The sequence below is a fragment of the Mycolicibacterium smegmatis genome (genome assembly GCF_001457595.1).
GTDB lineage: Bacteria > Actinomycetota > Actinomycetes > Mycobacteriales > Mycobacteriaceae > Mycobacterium > Mycobacterium smegmatis.
Genome location: NZ_LN831039.1, coordinates 2,161,457 through 2,179,607, shown reverse-complemented (window position 1 = coordinate 2,179,607; position 18,151 = coordinate 2,161,457). Strand labels below are relative to the sequence as shown.

The window sequence follows — 18,151 nt, the reverse complement described above, 5'->3', positions numbered from 1 at the left end:
ACCACAGAATGACTGATGCCGAACTGAGCCCGACCGACTGGGTACGCGAGCAGACCGAACGCATTCTCGAGCAGGGCACCACCGATGGTGTGCACGTGCTGGACCGTCCGATCGTGCTGTTCACGACGACCGGCGCCAAATCCGGCAAGAAGCGTTACGTCCCGCTGATGCGGGTCGAGGAGAACGGCAAGTACGCCATGGTCGCGTCCAAGGGTGGCGACCCCAAGCACCCGTCGTGGTACTTCAACGTCAAGGCCAATCCGACGGTCAGCGTGCAGGACGGTGACAAGGTGCTGCCTGACCGCACCGCCCGTGAACTCGAGGGCGAGGAGCGCGAGCACTGGTGGAAGCTCGCGGTCGAGGCCTATCCGCCGTACGCGGAGTACCAGACCAAGACCGACCGGCTGATCCCCGTGTTCATCGTCGAATAGATCGGTCGAGTGAATCGAACAGGGCGGCCCCGGGAGATCCCGGGGCCGCTCTGTCATGTCAGGAATCGAAGTCGGTGCTGGTGGTCAGATCGGCCCACTTGTCGATCTCCTCGGCACGTGCCTGCGCGACGCGCCGGTAGGCCGACAGCGCATCGGATCCGAGCAGCAGAAACGCCGGTGGCTCAGGCGATTCGACGGCCTTGATGATCGCGGCGGCCGCCTTGACGGGATCACCTGGCTGTGTGCCGTGCACGCGGTCGTGTTCTTTGCGGCGCTTGCCCGCGGTATCGGCGTAGTCGTCGATCGCGGCGGCCGACTGTTTCAGGGACCGCCCGGCGAAGTCGGTGCGGAAACCTCCGGGTTCGACGACCGTGACCGAGATGCCGAGCGGCGCGAGTTCGGTGTGCAGTGACCCGCTGAGGCCCTCGACCGCGGCCTTGGCCGCGGCGTAGTAGCCCGACCCGGGCGGGGTGATCTGCGCTCCGATCGAGGAGATGTTGACGATGGCCCCGCGCCTGCGGGCCCGCATCCCGGGCAGCACGGCCTTGATCGTGGCGACCGTGCCGAAGATGTGCGTGTCGAAAAGCGTGCGGACGTCGGCATCGTCGCCTTCTTCGACCGCCGCGCGGTAGCCGTAGCCGGCATTGTTCACGAGCACGTCCACACCGCCGAACCGCTCGTCGGCCAGCTGAGCGGCCGCGGTGACCTGCTCTGGGCGCGTGACGTCGAGCGGCGCGGCCACGACACGGTCCGGCGCCGTCTCGGCGATGTCGGCCACCGACGACACATCGCGGGCCGTGACCACCAGGTTGTGGCCGGCCGCGGCCACCGCCTCGGCGAGCGTACGTCCGATTCCTGTGGAGCATCCGGTGATCAGCCATGTGGTCATGACTTCACCCTAGCGAGTTCACGCGGGTGGGCGGCCGCCCAGACTCCGCGTGATCTGTTCGGCATAGCCCACGACGAGGTCCACCCACTCCTCGCACTTCTCCAGCGGCATGCGAACCGTGGGGCCGCTGATGGTGAGTGCGCCCAGAACGTCACCGGCAGAATCGAATACGGGCGCGGACAGTCCCGACGCCGAATCCTCGCGCTCACCGGTGGTGATGGCGTAGCCGTCGGCCCTCGCCTTGGCGATCAGCGCGGCGAGATCTTCGGCACTGGTGACGGTGCCCTCGGTCAGGGGTTCCAGCGGTGCGCTGAGAATGCGTTCTGCCAGCTCGGGATTCCACGCCAGCAACACCCGCGACGCCGAACCCACATGCAGCGGAATGACTTTGCCGACGTACATGTGCCTACGCAACGCGTGGTGGGTCTCCGCGACCGCGACGCACACCCGGAAGTTCTGTTCGACGGTGAAAAAGCATGCCGTCTCACCGATCTTGTCGCGGATCTCCTTGAGCACCGGGGTGACGATCGTGAGCACGTCGAGGTCTTTGCGCGCGGTGGCCGCCCAGTAGGACATGCGGATGCCGATGCGGATCTGTTCGCCGACGCGGTCCAGCATGCCCTGGGCCACCATGTTGCTGACCAGTCGCTGCACCGTCGAGGTCGGCAGACCGGTGGCCTGCTGGATCTCGCCGAGGGTCATCGCCGGGCGTGTCAGGGTGAACGCGTTGAGGATCTCGACGATCTTCGTCAGCACCAGAAGCGTCTGCTGCTTGCCGGAGTCCCCGTCTCCCTTTGCCATGGCGCAAATCTACCGTTCAGGCATCGATGACCCAGCCGAACGCACGCGCCTTGGACCTCGCGCCCTGCGCGGCCTTGGACCGGTTGGGCTCCCCCAACTCGGCGAGGACCTTCTCCGAGAGCAGCACGAGCGATTCGAATGCCGACGGGGTGAGCCAGTCCGGGCGCAACGCGAACAGCAGATCCTCGCTGGAGGTGTTGCCGCTCGCACCGGGCGCGAACGGGCACCCGCCGAGACCGCCGAGTGAGCCGTCGACCATCGTGGCGCCCGCGTCGATGGCCGCGAGGGTGTTGGCCACCCCGAGGCCCCACGTGTCGTGACCGTGAAACACGATGCGCCGCTCGGGGTTCACCGGGTGCAACCCGTGGATGAGCGCACTGACCTGGGTGGGGATCGCCTGGCCGATCGTGTCGCACACGACGATGTCGACGGCGCCGGAGGTGCGCGGATCGGCCGCGATCCCCCACACCCGCTGCGGGTCCACGAGCCCGTCGAACGGGCACGTGAACGCCGTGGCGATGCACAGTTGGATCTCACCGCCCGCCTCGTGGGCGATGCGGATCGCGTCGGGCATGGCCGCGACGCTGGTCTCGGTGTCACGCCCGATGTTGGCCTTGTTGTGCGCGTCCGACGCCGACAGGCAGTACTGAAACTTGCGTGCGCCTGCCGCGGCTGCCTTCTCGACGTGGCGCGGGGTGGCCACCCAGATCCAGCACCGGTCGAGTTCCTCGGGCGTGAGGGCGGCCACGACGTCGAGCGTGTCGGCGAGGGTGGGCACCAGATCGGCCCGCGCCATCGACCCGATCTCCAACGCGGGCACACCGAGGCGCAACAGTTCGCGCACGACCTCGATCTTGAGTTCGGTCGGCAGGGTCTTTGCGGTCAGCTGCAGCCCGTCACGAAGGGTGACATCGCGCAACTCCGCGCGCGGGGTGTAGGGGCTGGGTTCACGAACAGTCATGAAAGTGCCTCGATTTCGGCGTCGGTGAGTCCGAGGATGCCGGAGAGCACCTCGTGCGTGTGCTCCCCCAGATCGGGGCCCACGTTCCGGATCGGCAGCGACGCCCCGCCGATGACCGGGACGATGCCGGGAAAACCGACGGGCTGCGGTTCGGCGCCGCCCGTGTCGACGGCGAAGTGCTGGATCATGTTCCGCGCCTCGTACTGCTGGTCGTCGCAGATGTCGGCCGCGGTGTAGATGGGGCCGGACGGCACGCCTGCCTCGTCGAGCAGCTTGAGCGCCTCGTCACGGGTGTGCCGGATGGTCCACGCCGAGATCGCCTCGTCGAGCTCGTCACGGCGCGCCCAGCGCCCGACGTTGGTCTGCAGGTCGGGATCGGTTGCCAGGTCGGGACGCCCGATGGTGCGCATGTACCGCTGGTAGATCGCGTCGCCGTTGCCCGCGACGATGATGCTGGTGCCGTCGGCGCACGGGTAGGCATTGCTCGGGGCGATCCCTTCCATGCGGCCGCCCACGCGTTGGCGCTGGACACCGTAGGCGAGGTAGTCGGGGATCAGCGATTCCATCACCGACAGGATCGACTCGTTGAGCGCGACGTCGATGATCCGTTGCGGCAGAGGAATTTCGGTGGGCGCTTTGGCACGTTCACGCTGGAACAGCGCCATCACGGTGCCGAAGGCCGCGTGGATGCCCGCGATCGAATCGCCGATGGACACCCCGGTGCGCACGGGCGGACGGTCGGGGTCACCGACCAGTTCCCGCAACCCGCCGTACGCCTCGGCGACCGCGGCGAAGCCGGGACGCTCCGACATCGGACCGGTCTGGCCGAAGGCGGAGATGCGCGTGATCACCAGGTCCGGGTTCACCTCGTCGAGACGTTCGGGCCCAAGCCCCCACTTCTCGAGGGTGCCGGGCCGGAAGTTCTCCAGCAGCACATCGCAATGCCGCAGCAGATCGAGCACAACCGCCCGTCCCGCTTCGGATTTCAGGTCGAGCACGATCGACTTCTTGTTGCGGTTGATCGTGCGGTACAGCATCGAGGTGCTGCCTGCGTAGAGGCGCCAGTTGCGCAGTTCGTCACCGGTGCCCGGGCGTTCGACCTTGATCACCTCGGCGCCGAAGTCGGCGAGCATACGGCCCGCGGTCGGGGCGGCGATGTAGTTGCCGAGTTCGAGCACACGCACGCCGGCCAGTGGACGGATGTCAGGGGTGTCGCGAATAGCGTTGTCAGTCATGGCTTTCTCGTAGATCAGAACAGCAGGCTTGCAGGCAGCAGCAGCAGGATCGCGACCACCGAGGCCACCGACACGCCCACCGTGACGGTCTTGAGCGCACCTCGGGTGGACTGCCCCATCAGGGACTGCAGCAGCCAGAAGGTGTTGCTCGTGACGTGGACGGCGAACAGCGAACCGGCGCCGGCGGCCAGTGCGATCAGGACCGGGTCCAACCCGATGATCGGTGCGACGGGCGCCAGGATGCCCGCCGAGGTGATCGCCGAGATGGTGACCGATCCGACGGCCACGTGCAAGGCCGCGGCGATCACCCACACCACGAGCAGTGGTGCGGCGGTGCTGGCGGTGAAGTACTCACCGAGAATGTCGCCGAGGCCCGCGGCCTTGATCGTGGCGGCGAGTGAACCGCCGACACCGGTGAGGATCAGGATCTGCCCGCTCTCCTTGAAACCCGTGGCGATGGCGGCTTCGACGGCCTTGCCGCCCTGGACACGGCGCCCGACGAAGCTCGTGCCGATGAGGCCGATCAGCAGTGCGATCACCGGTGACGAGATGAACTTGACCGCGGGGATCTCGATTTCGGCCGCGTCGAGGATCGCCCCGGCGGCGATCAGCACCAGCGATGCCAGCATCGGGCCGAACAACAGCAGAAGCGGGGCCTGGGTTGCGGTGTCGCGCTTGGCTTTCACGGTCGTCGCGGTGGCGCCCGAGGATGCCGGCGCCGCGGGAGCCGAACCGTCGGACTCGGTCGCGTCGGTCGCGTCGGTCGCGGAATCATGCGGGCCCTCCGAACCGTCCGACCCGAGGGTCGGTTCGTCACCCAGGAACGGCTGCTCGTCGCGGGCGGGATCCCACCAGCCGTGATTGAACAGGAACGACATGATGGCCACCGCGATCGCGACGGTCGGGATCACCAGGCACAGACCGAACAGCAGCATCTTGCCGAGCGGAACACCCAGCAGGCCGGCGAGCGCGAGCGCGCCCACACCGGGCACGGTCAGCACGATGCCGCACTCCAGGCCGATCGCCATGGCCGCGGCCATGCGCGGCGTGCCGTTCTTGCCGATCCGCTTGGCGAGGTTGCGTGCCAGCGGCGCCGAGATGACCAGCAGCACATCGAGAAAGATCGACTGCAGCGCGGTCGCGATGGTCAACGACATCGCGTACGGCATCCGCTTGGCGCCGAACCATCGCAGCAGTGTCTCGACCAGACGTTGGATCGCGCCGGTCTGCTGCAGGATCGCACCCATCAGCACGCCGAACGCGATCAGCAGTCCGACTTCGGCCATGATGTCGCCGAAACCCGTGGTGATGGCCTCGATGGTCTTCTCGACCCCCAGCCCGACGGCCAGGCCGAGATATGCGGACCCCACCACGAGCGAGACCACGGGGTTGAACTTGAACCTCACGATCATCACGACCACCGCGAGGATTGCGACCGCAGTGTTGATCACTATTGCGGTTTCTGACATGAGCGGAACTCCTAGAGGGCGGTTGAGCGAACCCACGCTGCTGTGGCACGGGTCACGACTACACCCACATTATGAGCACTAACCCACGATGTAAACAAGACCTGGGCAGAGCAAACCCACGCAACGCGATGACCACGCGTTTTGCACACGGTTTGTCACGCTGAGCGCGCGCGGGTGCGCAGATCGCTCAGTGAAGTGAGGTCACCACCAGCCGGTGGCGTCGGAGAGTTGCCGCCCGAGTTCGTCGGCGAGGGTCCGCACGTAGGTCGCGGACAGGTGGTGGATGTCGTGGTAGACCAGCACGTTGCCCTCCACCGCGCGGCAGCGGTCGGGCCTGCACACCGCATCGCTGAGATCGAGCACGCTCATCAGCGGGTAGTCGGCCAGGTGGTCCAGGGTGGGGTTGCGCTGCGCGAGGGCCTCGTGACGGGGCATGCCGCACGTGTCGGGATCCCCGCCGTCGGACAGGCAGTCGACGGGCGCGAAGAAGCGCCCGTCGCGGATCATCCACGGCGTGTCACGGATGCCGAGCATGCGGATACCGTTGGCAGACAGCTCATCCCAGATGCCCAGGTAGTAGTCGGGGACGTAGTCGCCCGGACCGTTGAGGATCGGGCGCGTGGTGGTGAAGAAGACGTAGTCGGGCCGGTCGGCGATGATGCGCTGCAGCGCCTCGTCCGCCCATGTCCGGCACGCGGGGTACGGCTCGAACGGCCCGGCGATCAGCGGCACCTCTTTGGTGGTCAGCGGGCAGCCCATCTTGAGATAGGTGGTGACGCGGAAACCGTGCTGGCGGCCGAGCGCGTGCAGAGCGGTCAGCCAGTGCTCGGAGTGTGACCCGCCGGCCACCGCGATGGTGCGCTCGGCCTTGGGGTCTCCGTAGACGCATACGGTGACGTCGGTGTCAGGGAAGTTGGTGACGCACTGGTCCAACGTCGACGGCGGCACGTCGTCGGAGGCCTCCAGTGCCGTGGGGCGCATCGGCAGCTTCGAGACCTTGCGGTTCTCGGTGAGTGCCAGCGCGCCGGGATAGTCGCGCAGCGGCAGGGCGTTGAGATCGGCGCCGTTCTCACGCACCCCGGCGACGTGGCCCCGCCACGCGAACGACGTGACGGTCAGCGCGACCACCATCAGCACGATCATGGCAACGGCCAACCCGGTGTGTGACGCCGGTCGGCCCCAGCGCTGCTCGGTGCCGCGCCATGTCACCCACGCCAGGGCGACCGAGGCGAGCACCACGACCGTTCCGGCGGTCAGACCGGCCGTGTCGTTGTTGCTGTAGGCGAACCAGAAGATCAGCAGCGGCCAGTGCCACAGGTACAACGGGTAGGCCATCGCGCCCAAGGCGGTCATCGGCGTGCTGCTCAGAACGCCGCTCGCGCACGTCGCTCCGTTTGCTGCGGCGAGGATGATCAGCACGGTCGCACCCACCGGGACCAGCGCCCACGGGCCGGGAAACTGCTGCATGCCGTCGAGCAGCAGGCTCGACGCGACAATCGTCGCCACGCCGATGACCACGGCCAGCGAGCGCACCCACCGCGACCAGTGCACCCGGGCGACATATGCCGCGGCCAGCACCCCGGCCAGCAGCTCCCACGCCCGCGACACCGAGCTGTAGTAGGTCAGCACCTGGTTGTCGGTGTGCGTGAGGATCGCGTAGACCAGCGACGCGACCGTCGCCACTGCCACCGACGCCACCAGGACGGCGCGCCTGCGCTCGGGGGCCGCGCGACGGGCCGCCGCGCCGACCAGCGCGGCGAGCACCAGGACGAAGAGCAGGATCTGGCCCGCGGCCGACACCAGCCAGAGGTGATACAGCGGCGTCACCGCCTCACTGGCCTGCAGGTAGTCGTCGGCGGTTCCGAGGATCTGCCAGTTCTGATAGAAGCCCAGGCTCGCCAGGGTCTGGTCGGCGAAGTCCTCCCACCGGGTCTGCGGCTGGATCAGCACGGTCAGCACCGCGCACACAGCGATCACCGCGACCAGGGCGGGCAGCCACCCGCGCATCAGCCACAGCGCCGAGGCGCGCACCCCGCCGGTGCGCAGCAGACGACGGCCCGCGGCGAAACCCGCGAGCGCCAAGAGGATGTCGACGCCGCCGCAGACCTGACCGAACCACACCTGGCCGATCACCACCCACGCGATCGCGATGCCGATCAGACCGCAGAGATCGCCGCGGGTTCGCCGCGCGACAGCGGGCGCGAGGATCGGATGGCTCTGTGTTATCTGCACGAATGAATTTCCTGGGCGGTTGCGGGTCGGCGCCGACGAGACCGCAGAGAGCATAGCCGTCCGGCGACCCTCATCTGACACCTGTCGATACTGCTCAGGCCCACGGGTCGAGCCGTTGTGACGGAGGTAACCAGGCGAACGGATCGGAACTGGCGGCACTCTGATCGGCGCGGTATTCCAGGCTCACATGTCCGGGGTAGCCGCGCTCGCCGAGTCGCGCGAGCAGAGCAGCGAGTTCCGGCGTCGGTGACAGCGCCGGCGAACGCGTCGACCTCGCGGTCGCCGGGCACCGGGTCGGGAAACGGCCACCAGAACTCGACTGCTTCGAAACCGGCCGCCCGCGCGGCGCAAGGCCGCTGCAACAGAGGCAGATCGGTCAACAGGATCGAGCAGTTGACCACATAGCGCGACGACACGGCACCCACACGTCAGCATCCTCACCTGCTGCGAATGGTCCGGTCAACCGACGCGTTTACACATACGAGGTCAGGCCGATCCCGGGGGATCACGATGGTGCGGAGAAGCGTTGATCGACAACATGATTCTGGACGAACAATTCGCGCAGGATCCGGAGGGGCTCTACCGGATGCTGCGATCCGAGGCGCCCGTGTGCGAGGTCGAACTCATCGGCGGGGTGCGCGGATGGCTGGTGACCCGGTATGCCGACGTGATGGCGTTGCTGAAGGATCCCCGCGTGAGCAAGGATCACACCAGCGCACTCCCCCGGTTGGCCCCTGACCGCGTCCGGCCGTACATCTCACCGCAGTTGCACAACCACATGTTGAACCTCGACCCGCCGGAGCACACGCGTCTGCGGCGGCTCGTCGTCCAGGCGTTCACGCCGAAAGCCTTGGCACGCATGCAACCCGTCATCGATGCGATCGCCGACGAGTTGCTCGACGACATCGATCTGCGCAGCGGCGACGAGCCGATCGATCTGATGGCCGATTACGCCGAACCGCTGCCGATCCAGGTAATCGCCGAATTACTCGGTGTGGCAGTCGAATACGCCCAACCGTTCCGGGCCGCTGTCACGCCGCTTCTGATGAGCGTCACCGTCGAGGAGAAGGCGGAATCGGGACGCGCGACAATCGAGATCCTGAACGCGGTGATCGACGAGAAGATCCGCGAACCCGGCGAAGACCTGCTGTCGGGCATGATCGGCGCGTCGGTCGACGGACACGGCTTGACCCGCGACGAACTGATGGCCATGTGCTTCCTGCTGATCACCGCGGGGTACGAGACGACGGTCAATCTGATCGGCAACGGGACGCTGGCCCTGATCGACAATCCGTCACAACTCGAAAAGGTCCGTGAGAACCCGGATCTGACGGCAGGCGCCGTCGAGGAGATCCTGCGCTTCGACGGTCCGGTCAACATCGCGACATGGCGCTATGCCACGGCGGACATCGATGTCGACGGCGTCGTCGTCCCGGCGAACGAACAGATCTTTCTGTCGCTGCTCTCGGCCAACCGGGACACGGGCCGCTTCGAGAACGCGGACCGCTTCGACATCGAGCGAAACACCCGCGGACACATCGCATTCGGCCACGGCATCCACTACTGCCTTGGAGCGCCGTTGGCGCGCATGGAGGGGGTCACCGCGATCGGGCGGATCGTTCAGCGCTACGACAGCATCCCCCTCGATCCCACCGCCGAACTCCGGTATCACAACGGCACGCTGATGCACGGCCTGAAGTCGCTACCGGTGCGGTTGACGCGCGTCCCTCAGCCGCGACCGTAGAACGGCATCTCGCGGGCCATCACCGTCAGGGACGGCACCGCGACCTCCAACGGCAGGTCCACCAGATGGGCCACCGCGCGCGCCACGTGCACCACGTCGAAGACCGGTTCGGCGGCCAGTGAGCCGTCGGCTTGCAGGGTCTGGTGGCTGAAGCCCGTCGTCATGCTGGTGGCGGCATTGCCGATGTCGATCTGGGTCACACAGATGTCGACGCTGCGCAGGTCCAGCAGCATCGACGCGGTCAGACCGCTGATGGCATGTTTGGTGACGGTGTAGGCGAGGCTGTTGGGCCGGGGTCGGTGCGCCGAGAGCGACCCGTTGTTGATGATGCGGCCACCGCGCGGCAGTTGCTCGGACATGACACGCGCGGCCTCACGGGCACAGAACACGGATCCGTCGACGTTGGTGCGCCATGTGCGCTCCCACTGCTCGTCGTCGATCTCTGCGACCGACGCCGACGGTCCGAACACTCCCGCGTTGTTGAACAGCACGTCGACACGTCCGAAGGTCGCCACCGCGTCGGCGAACAACGCGCGCACCGACGCCGGGTCGGTGACGTCGGTCGGCACCACCCGCGCGTTCGGGCGGCCCTGCGCGACCCCACGCAGCGCGTCGGCCCTGCGGCCGGCGAGCACCACATGATGGCCCGCATCCAACAACACCTGGGCGGTCGCCTGGCCGATCCCGCTGCCTGCGCCGGTGATGATCACGACTTTCTGCACGGGCGCCATTGTCGTCGGATCTGAGGAGCACCGCGATCCGGACCAATTTCTTCGCATATGCTGTTCAAACATGCCTCTTCATCCGCAGTTGCGGATGCGATCATCAACTGGAGGTCGGGTGACGTCAATCCGTATCAAGGACGCGGCCGCACTGCTCGGCGTCAGTGACGACACGGTGCGCCGCTGGATCGACAGCGGCGCCCTGCCCGCGAGCAAGGACGACGCCGGCCGCAAGGTCATCGCCGGTGATGTCCTCGCCGCGTTCGCCCAGGCCCACGCGACTCCCCCGCCGGACCCGACCGGTATCGCGAGTTCGGCCCGCAACCGGTTCGTCGGTCTGGTCACGAAGGTGACCGCCGACAGCGTGATGGCCGAGGTCCAGATGCAGTGCGGACCGTTCCAGGTGGTCTCCCTGATGAGCAGCGGATCGGTGGCAGCACTGGGCCTGGAACCCGGAAAGGTGGCCGTGGCAGTCGTCAAGGCGACAACGGTGATCGTCGAAACTCCGGGAGGCAGTTCATGATCCGTGTGGTGAGCGTGGTGGTCGGCGTGTTCCTGCTCGCGGGTTGCACACCGGCGCCCGCGAACGACGATCACCTCACGGTCTTCGCGGCCGCCTCGCTCAAGTCGGTGTTCACCGAGCTGGGCAAGCGGTTCGAGGACGCCAACCCGGGCGCCACCGTCGAGTTCAACTTCGCGGGTTCGTCGGACCTCGCCACGCAGTTGACGCAGGGCGCGCCCGCCGACGTGTTCGCCTCGGCCGACGCCCCGAACATGAACAAGGTGGTCGACGCCGGCCTGGTCCACGGCGACCCCGTGGACTTCGCGGCCAACACGCTCACGATCGTCACGGCACCGGGAAACCCCAAGCACATCACGTCTTTCGCCGACCTGACGAAACCTGGCATCTCGGTGGTCGTGTGCGCACCGCAGGTGCCCTGCGGAGCGGCGACCGAGAAGGTCGAGAAGGCCACCGGAGTGACACTGCATCCGGTCAGCGAGGAATCGGCGGTCACTGATGTGCTCGGCAAGGTCACCTCGGGGCAGGCCGATGCGGGGCTGGTGTACGTGACCGACGCCAAGGGTGCGGGCGCCGCCGTGGCCGCGGTCGCGTTCGGAGAGTCCGCGGACGCGGTGAACACCTACCCGATTGCCACGCTCAAAGACTCCGGCGATATCGAGACCGCTCAGCGATTCGTCGATCTGGTGGTGAGCCCGGAGGGCCAGGAAGTGCTCTCCGAAGCGGGTTTCGTCGCGCCGTGATCACGTGGCGACGCACCCGCGGTCGGGTCGAGGTCGGCCTGCCGGCCTGGATTTTCGTGCCCGCGACCCTGGGCGCCCTGTTCGTCGTCATCCCTCTGGTCGCGATTCTCGTTCGGGTCGAGTGGTCGCAGTTCATCTCGTTGATCACGTCGGAATCCTCACGCGCGGCACTCGTGTTGAGCCTCAAGACCTCTGCGGCGGCCACTGCGGTGTGCATCTTACTGGGGGTGCCGATGGCGGTCGTGCTGGCGCGGGCACGCTTTCCCGGCCGGTCGGTGCTGCGCGCCCTGGTGCTCCTGCCGCTGGTCCTTCCCCCGGTGGTCGGCGGCATCGCGCTGCTGTACACGTACGGGCGTATGGGCCTGGTCGGAGAGTATCTCGACATGGCAGGCGTGCGAATCGCGTTCACCACGACCGCGGTGGTGCTGGCGCAGTCGTTCGTGTCGCTGCCGTTTCTGGTGGTGAGTCTCGAAGGTGCGTTGCGGTCGGCCGGTGACCGGTACGAGACAATCGCCGCGACGCTGGGCGCCCGGCCCACGACCGTGCTGCGGACGGTGACGCTGCCGCTCGTGCTGCCCGGAATCCTCTCGGGTGCCGTGCTGGCGTTCGCGCGCTCGCTCGGTGAATTCGGTGCGACACTGACGTTCGCCGGTTCCCTGCAAGGCGTCACGCGCACCCTGCCGCTGGAGATCTATCTGCAGCGTGAGACCGATCCCGATGCGGCCGTGGCCCTTTCGCTGGTGCTGATCGCGGTGGCCGCGGTCATCGTGGTCGCGTCGGCGTCGCGCAAACTGGCGGGTCCGCTGTGAGTGGGCTCCAGGTGCATGCCCGGGTCGATGCCCGTGACGCCGTTTTCGATCTCACGGTCGACGATGGTGCGGTGGTGGCCGTCCTCGGGCCCAACGGGGCGGGCAAGTCGACGCTTCTGGCTTTGGTCGCCGGCCTGCTGCGCCCCGATCAGGGCCGTGTCTCCGTCGGCGGCACCGTCGTGGCCGACACGGAGTCGGGCGTGTTCGTGCCACCGCATGCGCGCGGTGTGGCGATGCTGGCGCAAGATCCGCTGCTCTTCCCCCACATGTCTGTGGCGGCCAACGTCGCCTATGCACCACGGTGCAGGGGACACAGCAGATCCCACGCCCGTGCGATGGCGCGGCACTGGCTGCGTGCCGTGGACGCCGAAGACCTGGCCGAGCGCAGACCGTCGCGGTTGTCGGGAGGTCAGGCGCAACGGATCGCCCTCGCTCGGGCACTGGCTGCCGAACCCAAGGTGCTGCTGCTCGACGAACCGATGTCGGCACTCGATGTCAGCGCCGCGCCGGCGATGCGGCGACTGCTGCGTGACCTGCTGGCCGCCGAGCGTCGCACCGCCGTCGTGGTCACGCACGATCTGCTGGACGCGCTGGCCATGGCCGACACCGTGATCGTCGTCGAGAACGGCCGGATCGTCCAGAGAGGTCCGGTGCGCGAGGTCCTCGCCGCGCCGCGAAGTCCGTTCGCCGCCCGCATCGCCGGGACCAATCTGGTGTCGGGAACGGTCAGCGCGCCCGGGATTCTCCGAACACCCTGGGACACCGTCATTTCGGGGACCGGAGACACTCCCGTCGGAACGTCGGCCGTCGCGCTGTTCACGCCGGCCGCGGTGTCGGTCCACCTCGACGCACCGCACGCCAGTCCGCGCAACGTGATCGCCGTGACGATCGCCGAGATGGACGTCCACGGCAGCACGGTCCGCATCCGCGGCGCCGACCAACCCGACGGAAGTGCCGGCCTGTCCGCCGATGTCACAGCGGCCGCGGCGGCCGATCTGGACCTCGCCCCCGGCCGGCAGGTGTACTTCGTGGTCAAGGCCCAGGAGGTCGCGATCCATCCGGCCCTTCGACCGAATGTGTGATCACCGCGCGATCATCCCGGCCGACAGGTCGATGTCGGCCCCGCACAGCCCGGGCATGTTCAGCATCGCGACGGCCGCGGCCGCAACCTCCTCTTCGGTCACCATCCGCCTCTGCGCGGCACGGCCGACGAACGCTTCGCGGGCCTCGTCTTCGCTGATGCCGACGGTTTTCGCTTCGAGCGCGAAGTTGCGGTCCATGCGTGGTCCGTCGACCGGGCCGGGCGAGAGGGTGTTGACATTGACGCCCAGCGGGCCGACCTCGAACGCGAGCGTGCCGGTCAGACCGATCACGGCCATCTTCGAGGCGGTGTAGGGCGTGCGTCGAGGGAGCGGACGCTTGCCGCTCACCGAGGCGACGTTGATGATGTCGCCACGGCCCTGCGCGGTCATCGCCGGCAGGAACTGCCGGCACATCAGGTAGACACCGCGCACGTTGACGGCGAACACCTCGTCCCACTCGCGCGGATCGATGTCGGTGAGCGCTGCCACCGGTCCGGCGACACCGGCGTTGTTGACCAGGATCGAGATGTCCTCGTCGGACAGCGTCGCGCCGAGTGTTGCCACCGCGTCGGGATCGGAGGTGTCGCAGTCGGCCCAGCGCGCCGCTTCGCCGATCTCCTGTGCGACCGCGGTCAGCGGTTCGCTCCGGCGGCCGACCAGTACGACACGAGCGCCGTTGTGGGCCAGGGCCAGAGCGATCGCCCGGCCGAGGCCGTTGCCCGCACCGGTGACCAGTGCGGTGCGTCCGGTTATCACTGCGGCACCGCCGCGTCAGCAGGTACCCAGGAGAACGTGTCGCCACCGAACTTCATCGCGCGGATGTCGCCGGAGCGCGCGTGCCCCTCGAACGATTCGACGCGCGCGGCACGACCGCAGAGGCGCCCCAGCTCAGCGCTCGCCTCGGCGCTGCGCACCTCCTGGTAGGTGACGGTCTTGAGGTACTTGCCGACCCACAGGCCGCCGGTGTAGCGGGCCGCGCCCCGCGTGGGCAGGGTGTGATTGGTACCGATCACCTTGTCGCCGTACGAGACACACGTGCCCTCACCGAGGAACAGCGCACCGTAGTTGGTCATGCCGGTCAGCGCCCGGCGCGGATCGGCCGTGAGAACCTGCACGTGCTCGAACGCGTACCGGTCGCCGAGTGCGAACGCTTCGTCGATGTCGTCGACGACGGCGATCTCGCCGTGATCGCGCCATGCGGGTTCGGCGAAGTCGCGCGTCGGCATGCCGGGCAGGAGTCGATCGATGAGCTCGCCGACCCGCTCGGCCAGCGCGCGTGACGTCGTGATGAGGACCGCGGGCGAGTCCGGACCGTGCTCGGCCTGGCTCAACAGATCGACGGCGACGACGAACGGGTCGGCGAACTCGTCGGCGATGACCAGGACTTCGGTGGGGCCGGCGAACAGATCGATACCGACCTGGCCGAACAGTTGGCGTTTGGCTTCCGCCACATAGGCGTTGCCAGGGCCGGCGAGCAGGTCCACCTTGCCGATGGTCTCGGTGCCCAGCGCCATCGCCGCGACCGCCTGTGTGCCGCCGAGAATGTTGATCTCGTCGGCTCCCGCGAGATGCAGGGCCGCCACGGTCGCGGCGGGGATCTCGCCGTGGATGGGCGGTGTGCACGCGGTCACCCGCTCGACGCCTGCAACCTTCGCGGTGACCACGGTCATGTGCGCCGATGCCACGAGTGGATACCGCCCGCCGGGGACGTAGGCTCCCGCCGCCGCGACCGGGATGTTGCGCTGGCCGAGGAAGACCCCGGGTTCGGTCTCGGCTTCGAAGTCCAGGATCGCGTCGCGCTGGCGCTGCGCGAAGTCGCGCACACGGGCCTGCACCGCGCGGATGTCCTCGAGTGCCTGCTCCGGGACACGCGCGACGATCCGCTCGATCTCGTCGGCGCCGAGCGCGAACGACTCGGGTGACCAGTTGTCGAACTTCGCCGAATACTCCCTGACGGCCTCGTCTCCGCATGTGGCGACATCGGAAATCACCTTCGCCACAGTCTCTTTGACGGCCGTGTCGCGGTTGGCGTCGACCTCGGTCGGGGTGGCCTTCTTGAGGTGGTTGATCATCTGGCGCTCCTTTCTGATGCAGGCCCCACGCTGGATTGCATACGTATACTTGTCAACTGCGAACATGGCGAACGGAGCTCTGTGATGGCGCGCAGGTCGGTGACCAGCTTCGATGTGGCGAAGAAGGCCGGGGTGTCGCAGCCGACGGTGTCGCGCGCGTTGCGCAATCTGCCCGGCACCTCACCCGAGACCCGTGAGCGGGTGCGCACCGCCGCGCTCGAGCTCGACTACATCCCGAGCGCGTCCGGACGCACGTTGTCGACGCGCACGACACAGCGCGTGGCGATCGTGGCCGAGGCGCTGACCAACCCCTTCTATCCCGAGTTGGTCGAGCCGTTGCGAAACGCCCTGGGCGAATACGGATACCGGGCCGTCCTCGTGGCCGACCGCGCCGACGACCCGGTGACCATCGACGCGCTCGCCGACGGTTCGTATGACGGCGTGCTGTTGTGCACCGTCACGCGGCGCTCCACTCTGCCGCGCGACCTCACCGAGCGGGGCGTCCCCCACGTCCTGGTCAATCGCATCCTCGACGTGCCCGAGTCGAGCAGTTGCAGCTTCGACAATCTCGCAGGCGGGCGTCTGGTAGGTGAATTCCTCGCCGGACTCGGTCATCAGCGCATCGGCGCCCTGCACGGCACTGTGGACAACTCGACCGCACGGGACCGGGCGTCGGGCCTGCGCAGCAGCCTCCGGTCTCACGGCCTCCACGTGCGACGCACGGATCTGCGTCGCGTTCCCTTCAGTTACGACGCGGGCCACCGTGCGGCGCTCGAATTCCTGGACCGGCCAGACCGCCCGTCGGCGGTGTTCTGCGGCAACGACGTGATCGCCGTCGGCGCACTGTCGGCGGCAAAAGCGTTGCGCATCAGGGTGCCCGAGGAGCTGACCATCATCGGCTTCGACAACATCGGGGCCGCAGGCTGGGGAACCGTCGACCTGACGACCGTGCACTGTGACCGCGACGAACTGGCCCGCGTATCAGTCGAACTGCTGCTACGCGCGATCGACGGCGCTGAACCCGAGCAGCACGTCATCGCCCCCGGCGGGATGGTCGAGCGCGGCACCCATGGCGCGCCTGGGTGTTAGGTGGGCTCAGCGGCCGATGAGATTTCGCACATTCCGCTGGTTTCCGGGCGATGGTAGATTTTCCGGACGTGAGCGAGAGCGACCATGACCATCTCATCGAACCAGCTATGCGCCAACATGATTCGATCAGCGGGACGGTGCACGCATGATCCTGCACTCGGTGAGCTTTCGCTGGCACCCAGAGGTCACGGCTGAGCAGGTCGACGCCTTGACCGCCGCCCTCTCACAGCTCCCGGCTCAAATCCCTGTTCTGGTGTCATACCATTACGGGCCCGATCTCGGCTTACGCGAGGGCAATGCGGACTACGCGGTGATCGCGTTGCTACAGAACCCGGAGGACGTCGACGCCTACGTCGACCACCCCGCGCATATCGAACTCAGCCGGCAGCACACGCAGGTGATGGCGGCGTCGCGTTCGGCAGTACAGTTCGCGCTTCCCGAAAACACGACTCTCGATCTCTGACTGTGCGTCTGGCCGAACGGCTCTCGGCGCGGCGTCAATCGGAAGACGACAGCAACGCGTTCGTGGTGCGCTGAATGTGGGCGGTCAACAGCTCACACGCCAGGTCGGCATCACGGCCCACCGCGGCATCGAGGATCGCCCGATGCTCTGCGGCGATGTCACGATTGCGGTCGTGTTGCGGCGCAGACCACTGCCGATAGAGCTCAGCGGAATCACGTAAAGCGCTGGCGGTGGCCAGAATTCGCCGGTTGGAGCAGCCGTCGAGCAGCGCCTGGTGGAACTCCGCATGCGCCAGCACCCACTCGTCGTTGAACCGGTCGGGATCGGTGGGCGCGAACATCGGTGTGCGCTCCATCCGGTGATGCGCCGCCACCACCTTCGACTCCCACTCGAGATTGCCGCGATTGACCGCATAACGCAGGGCGAGCACTTCGATCTCACACCGCGCCTCGGTCAGATCGTTGAGGTCGTCGGGTGAAATGTCGACGACGCGGAACCCCCGCTTCGGCTCGGCAATCACGAGTTCCTGTTCACCGAGCCGTTGCAACGCCTCTCTGATCGCGCCGATGCTGCAGTCGTAGCGCTCCACCAGCGCGGCGAAGCCGAGCCGCGACCCGGGTGCAATACGTCCTGCGAGAATGTCGGCCCGCAACGCCTGATAGACGCGCGCCGTGGGGCCAAGACCTTCGACAACGTCACCTGCGGCCGCGGTCATCGCAAACCCCCGACGTCTGACTGCATCATCACAGGGCCATCGTACCCGAAACGAAAGATTCGAGAAGTTTCGAAAATATGTTGACTTTTCGCCGGATCGGAGTGATTGTCGTAACAGGGCGCTTCTGCGCCTGGCGCCCGCACCGGGTGCCGACACCACACGCTCAGGAAAGAA

The 18,151-nt window shown here is 67.4% G+C and carries 18 protein-coding genes and 1 pseudogene; 8 read left to right on the top strand and 11 right to left on the bottom strand.

Going from position 1 to position 18,151, the window contains the following annotated elements; all coding sequences use genetic code 11:
- Positions 1-8: 8 nt before the first annotated feature.
- Positions 9-431 carry a nitroreductase family deazaflavin-dependent oxidoreductase gene (locus AT701_RS10345; protein ID WP_003893397.1) on the top strand — a complete coding sequence of 141 codons (423 nt, stop codon included), beginning with the start codon at positions 9-11 and terminating at the stop codon, positions 429-431.
- 58 nt (positions 432-489) lie between these two features.
- Here the strand turns inward: AT701_RS10345 and AT701_RS10340 are convergent, their stop codons facing one another.
- From AT701_RS10340 to AT701_RS35680, 7 genes and pseudogenes are all read right to left on the bottom strand, one after another.
- On the bottom strand, positions 490-1,320 hold the full coding sequence (locus tag AT701_RS10340; protein ID WP_011728098.1) for an oxidoreductase: 831 nt from the start codon (positions 1,318-1,320) through the stop codon (positions 490-492).
- A gap of 18 nt (positions 1,321-1,338) precedes the next feature.
- Entirely contained in the window at positions 1,339-2,121 is a 783-nt protein-coding gene (locus AT701_RS10335; RefSeq protein WP_058125779.1) for an IclR family transcriptional regulator, read from the bottom strand.
- 16 nt (positions 2,122-2,137) lie between these two features.
- Positions 2,138-3,082, bottom strand: coding sequence for a hydroxymethylglutaryl-CoA lyase-like TIM-barrel protein (locus AT701_RS10330; RefSeq protein ID WP_058125778.1), 945 nt, complete (start codon positions 3,080-3,082; stop codon positions 2,138-2,140).
- Positions 3,079-4,317 carry a CaiB/BaiF CoA transferase family protein gene (locus AT701_RS10325; RefSeq protein WP_058125777.1) on the bottom strand — a complete coding sequence of 413 codons (1,239 nt, stop codon included), beginning with the start codon at positions 4,315-4,317 and terminating at the stop codon, positions 3,079-3,081. Before AT701_RS10325 ends, AT701_RS10330 begins: the two co-directional genes overlap by 4 nt.
- A gap of 14 nt (positions 4,318-4,331) precedes the next feature.
- On the bottom strand, positions 4,332-5,786 hold the full coding sequence (locus AT701_RS10320; RefSeq protein WP_058125776.1) for a GntP family permease: 1,455 nt from the start codon (positions 5,784-5,786) through the stop codon (positions 4,332-4,334).
- Between the two features lie 201 nt (positions 5,787-5,987).
- A complete protein-coding gene (locus AT701_RS10315) occupies positions 5,988-8,018 on the bottom strand; it encodes an acyltransferase family protein (protein WP_058127593.1) in 2,031 nt (676 codons plus the stop codon).
- A 230-nt stretch (positions 8,019-8,248) separates the two neighbouring features.
- Positions 8,249-8,434: pseudogene (locus AT701_RS35680) on the bottom strand (hydroxypyruvate isomerase); the annotation flags it as partial.
- Positions 8,435-8,544: 110 nt separating this feature from the next.
- Here AT701_RS35680 and AT701_RS10310 point away from each other — a divergent pair.
- Positions 8,545-9,762, top strand: coding sequence for a cytochrome P450 family protein (locus AT701_RS10310; protein ID WP_058125775.1), 1,218 nt, complete (start codon positions 8,545-8,547; stop codon positions 9,760-9,762).
- Here the strand turns inward: AT701_RS10310 and AT701_RS10305 are convergent.
- A complete protein-coding gene (locus AT701_RS10305; RefSeq protein ID WP_011728092.1) occupies positions 9,747-10,493 on the bottom strand; it encodes an SDR family oxidoreductase in 747 nt (248 codons plus the stop codon). The genes AT701_RS10310 and AT701_RS10305 overlap by 16 nt on opposite strands.
- 109 nt (positions 10,494-10,602) lie before the next feature.
- Here AT701_RS10305 and AT701_RS10300 point away from each other — a divergent pair, with 109 nt between their 5' ends.
- The 4 genes from AT701_RS10300 to AT701_RS10285 are packed head-to-tail and all read left to right on the top strand — an operon-like array spanning position 10,603 to position 13,638.
- Entirely contained in the window at positions 10,603-11,007 is a 405-nt protein-coding gene (locus AT701_RS10300) for a TOBE domain-containing protein (RefSeq protein WP_011728091.1), read from the top strand.
- On the top strand, positions 11,004-11,747 hold the full coding sequence (modA, locus tag AT701_RS10295; RefSeq protein WP_011728090.1) for a molybdate ABC transporter substrate-binding protein: 744 nt from the start codon (positions 11,004-11,006) through the stop codon (positions 11,745-11,747). The genes AT701_RS10300 and modA overlap by 4 nt, the downstream gene beginning before the upstream one ends.
- On the top strand, positions 11,744-12,556 hold the full coding sequence (locus AT701_RS10290; protein ID WP_058125774.1) for an ABC transporter permease: 813 nt from the start codon (positions 11,744-11,746) through the stop codon (positions 12,554-12,556). Before modA ends, AT701_RS10290 begins: the two co-directional genes overlap by 4 nt.
- Entirely contained in the window at positions 12,553-13,638 is a 1,086-nt protein-coding gene (locus tag AT701_RS10285; RefSeq protein ID WP_058125773.1) for a sulfate/molybdate ABC transporter ATP-binding protein, read from the top strand. The genes AT701_RS10290 and AT701_RS10285 overlap by 4 nt, the downstream gene beginning before the upstream one ends.
- Here the strand turns inward: AT701_RS10285 and AT701_RS10280 are convergent, their stop codons facing one another.
- Together AT701_RS10280 and hisD are read right to left on the bottom strand one after the other, a co-directional pair.
- Positions 13,639-14,394: an SDR family NAD(P)-dependent oxidoreductase gene (locus tag AT701_RS10280; protein ID WP_058125772.1), complete on the bottom strand. Its 756-nt coding sequence runs from the start codon at positions 14,392-14,394 to the stop codon at positions 13,639-13,641.
- A complete protein-coding gene (gene hisD / locus AT701_RS10275; RefSeq protein ID WP_058125771.1) occupies positions 14,391-15,710 on the bottom strand; it encodes a histidinol dehydrogenase in 1,320 nt (439 codons plus the stop codon). The genes AT701_RS10280 and hisD overlap by 4 nt, the downstream gene beginning before the upstream one ends.
- A gap of 84 nt (positions 15,711-15,794) precedes the next feature.
- Here hisD and AT701_RS10270 point away from each other — a divergent pair, with 84 nt between their 5' ends.
- Positions 15,795-16,799 carry a LacI family DNA-binding transcriptional regulator gene (locus AT701_RS10270; RefSeq protein WP_011728085.1) on the top strand — a complete coding sequence of 335 codons (1,005 nt, stop codon included), beginning with the start codon at positions 15,795-15,797 and terminating at the stop codon, positions 16,797-16,799.
- Positions 16,800-16,944: 145 nt separating this feature from the next.
- Positions 16,945-17,262: a Dabb family protein gene (locus AT701_RS10265; RefSeq protein ID WP_003893381.1), complete on the top strand. Its 318-nt coding sequence runs from the start codon at positions 16,945-16,947 to the stop codon at positions 17,260-17,262.
- A 34-nt stretch (positions 17,263-17,296) separates the two neighbouring features.
- Here AT701_RS10265 and AT701_RS10260 read toward each other — a convergent pair whose 3' ends face one another.
- Entirely contained in the window at positions 17,297-18,136 is an 840-nt protein-coding gene (locus tag AT701_RS10260) for a GntR family transcriptional regulator (protein WP_371746404.1), read from the bottom strand.
- Positions 18,137-18,151 lie beyond the last annotated feature (15 nt).

Coding starts and splice junctions, on each gene's coding strand:
- AT701_RS10340 (WP_011728098.1), bottom strand. CDS start 1,320: ATGACCACATGGCTGATCACCGGATGCTCCACAGGAATCGGACGTACG.
- modA (WP_011728090.1), top strand. CDS start 11,004: ATGATCCGTGTGGTGAGCGTGGTGGTCGGCGTGTTCCTGCTCGCGGGT.
- AT701_RS10305 (WP_011728092.1), bottom strand. CDS start 10,493: ATGGCGCCCGTGCAGAAAGTCGTGATCATCACCGGCGCAGGCAGCGGG.
- AT701_RS10335 (WP_058125779.1), bottom strand. CDS start 2,121: ATGGCAAAGGGAGACGGGGACTCCGGCAAGCAGCAGACGCTTCTGGTG.
- AT701_RS10330 (WP_058125778.1), bottom strand. CDS start 3,082: ATGACTGTTCGTGAACCCAGCCCCTACACCCCGCGCGCGGAGTTGCGC.
- AT701_RS10320 (WP_058125776.1), bottom strand. CDS start 5,786: ATGTCAGAAACCGCAATAGTGATCAACACTGCGGTCGCAATCCTCGCG.
- hisD (WP_058125771.1), bottom strand. CDS start 15,710: ATGATCAACCACCTCAAGAAGGCCACCCCGACCGAGGTCGACGCCAAC.
- AT701_RS10325 (WP_058125777.1), bottom strand. CDS start 4,317: ATGACTGACAACGCTATTCGCGACACCCCTGACATCCGTCCACTGGCC.
- AT701_RS10345 (WP_003893397.1), top strand. CDS start 9: ATGACTGATGCCGAACTGAGCCCGACCGACTGGGTACGCGAGCAGACC.
- AT701_RS10270 (WP_011728085.1), top strand. CDS start 15,795: ATGGCGCGCAGGTCGGTGACCAGCTTCGATGTGGCGAAGAAGGCCGGG.
- AT701_RS10265 (WP_003893381.1), top strand. CDS start 16,945: ATGATCCTGCACTCGGTGAGCTTTCGCTGGCACCCAGAGGTCACGGCT.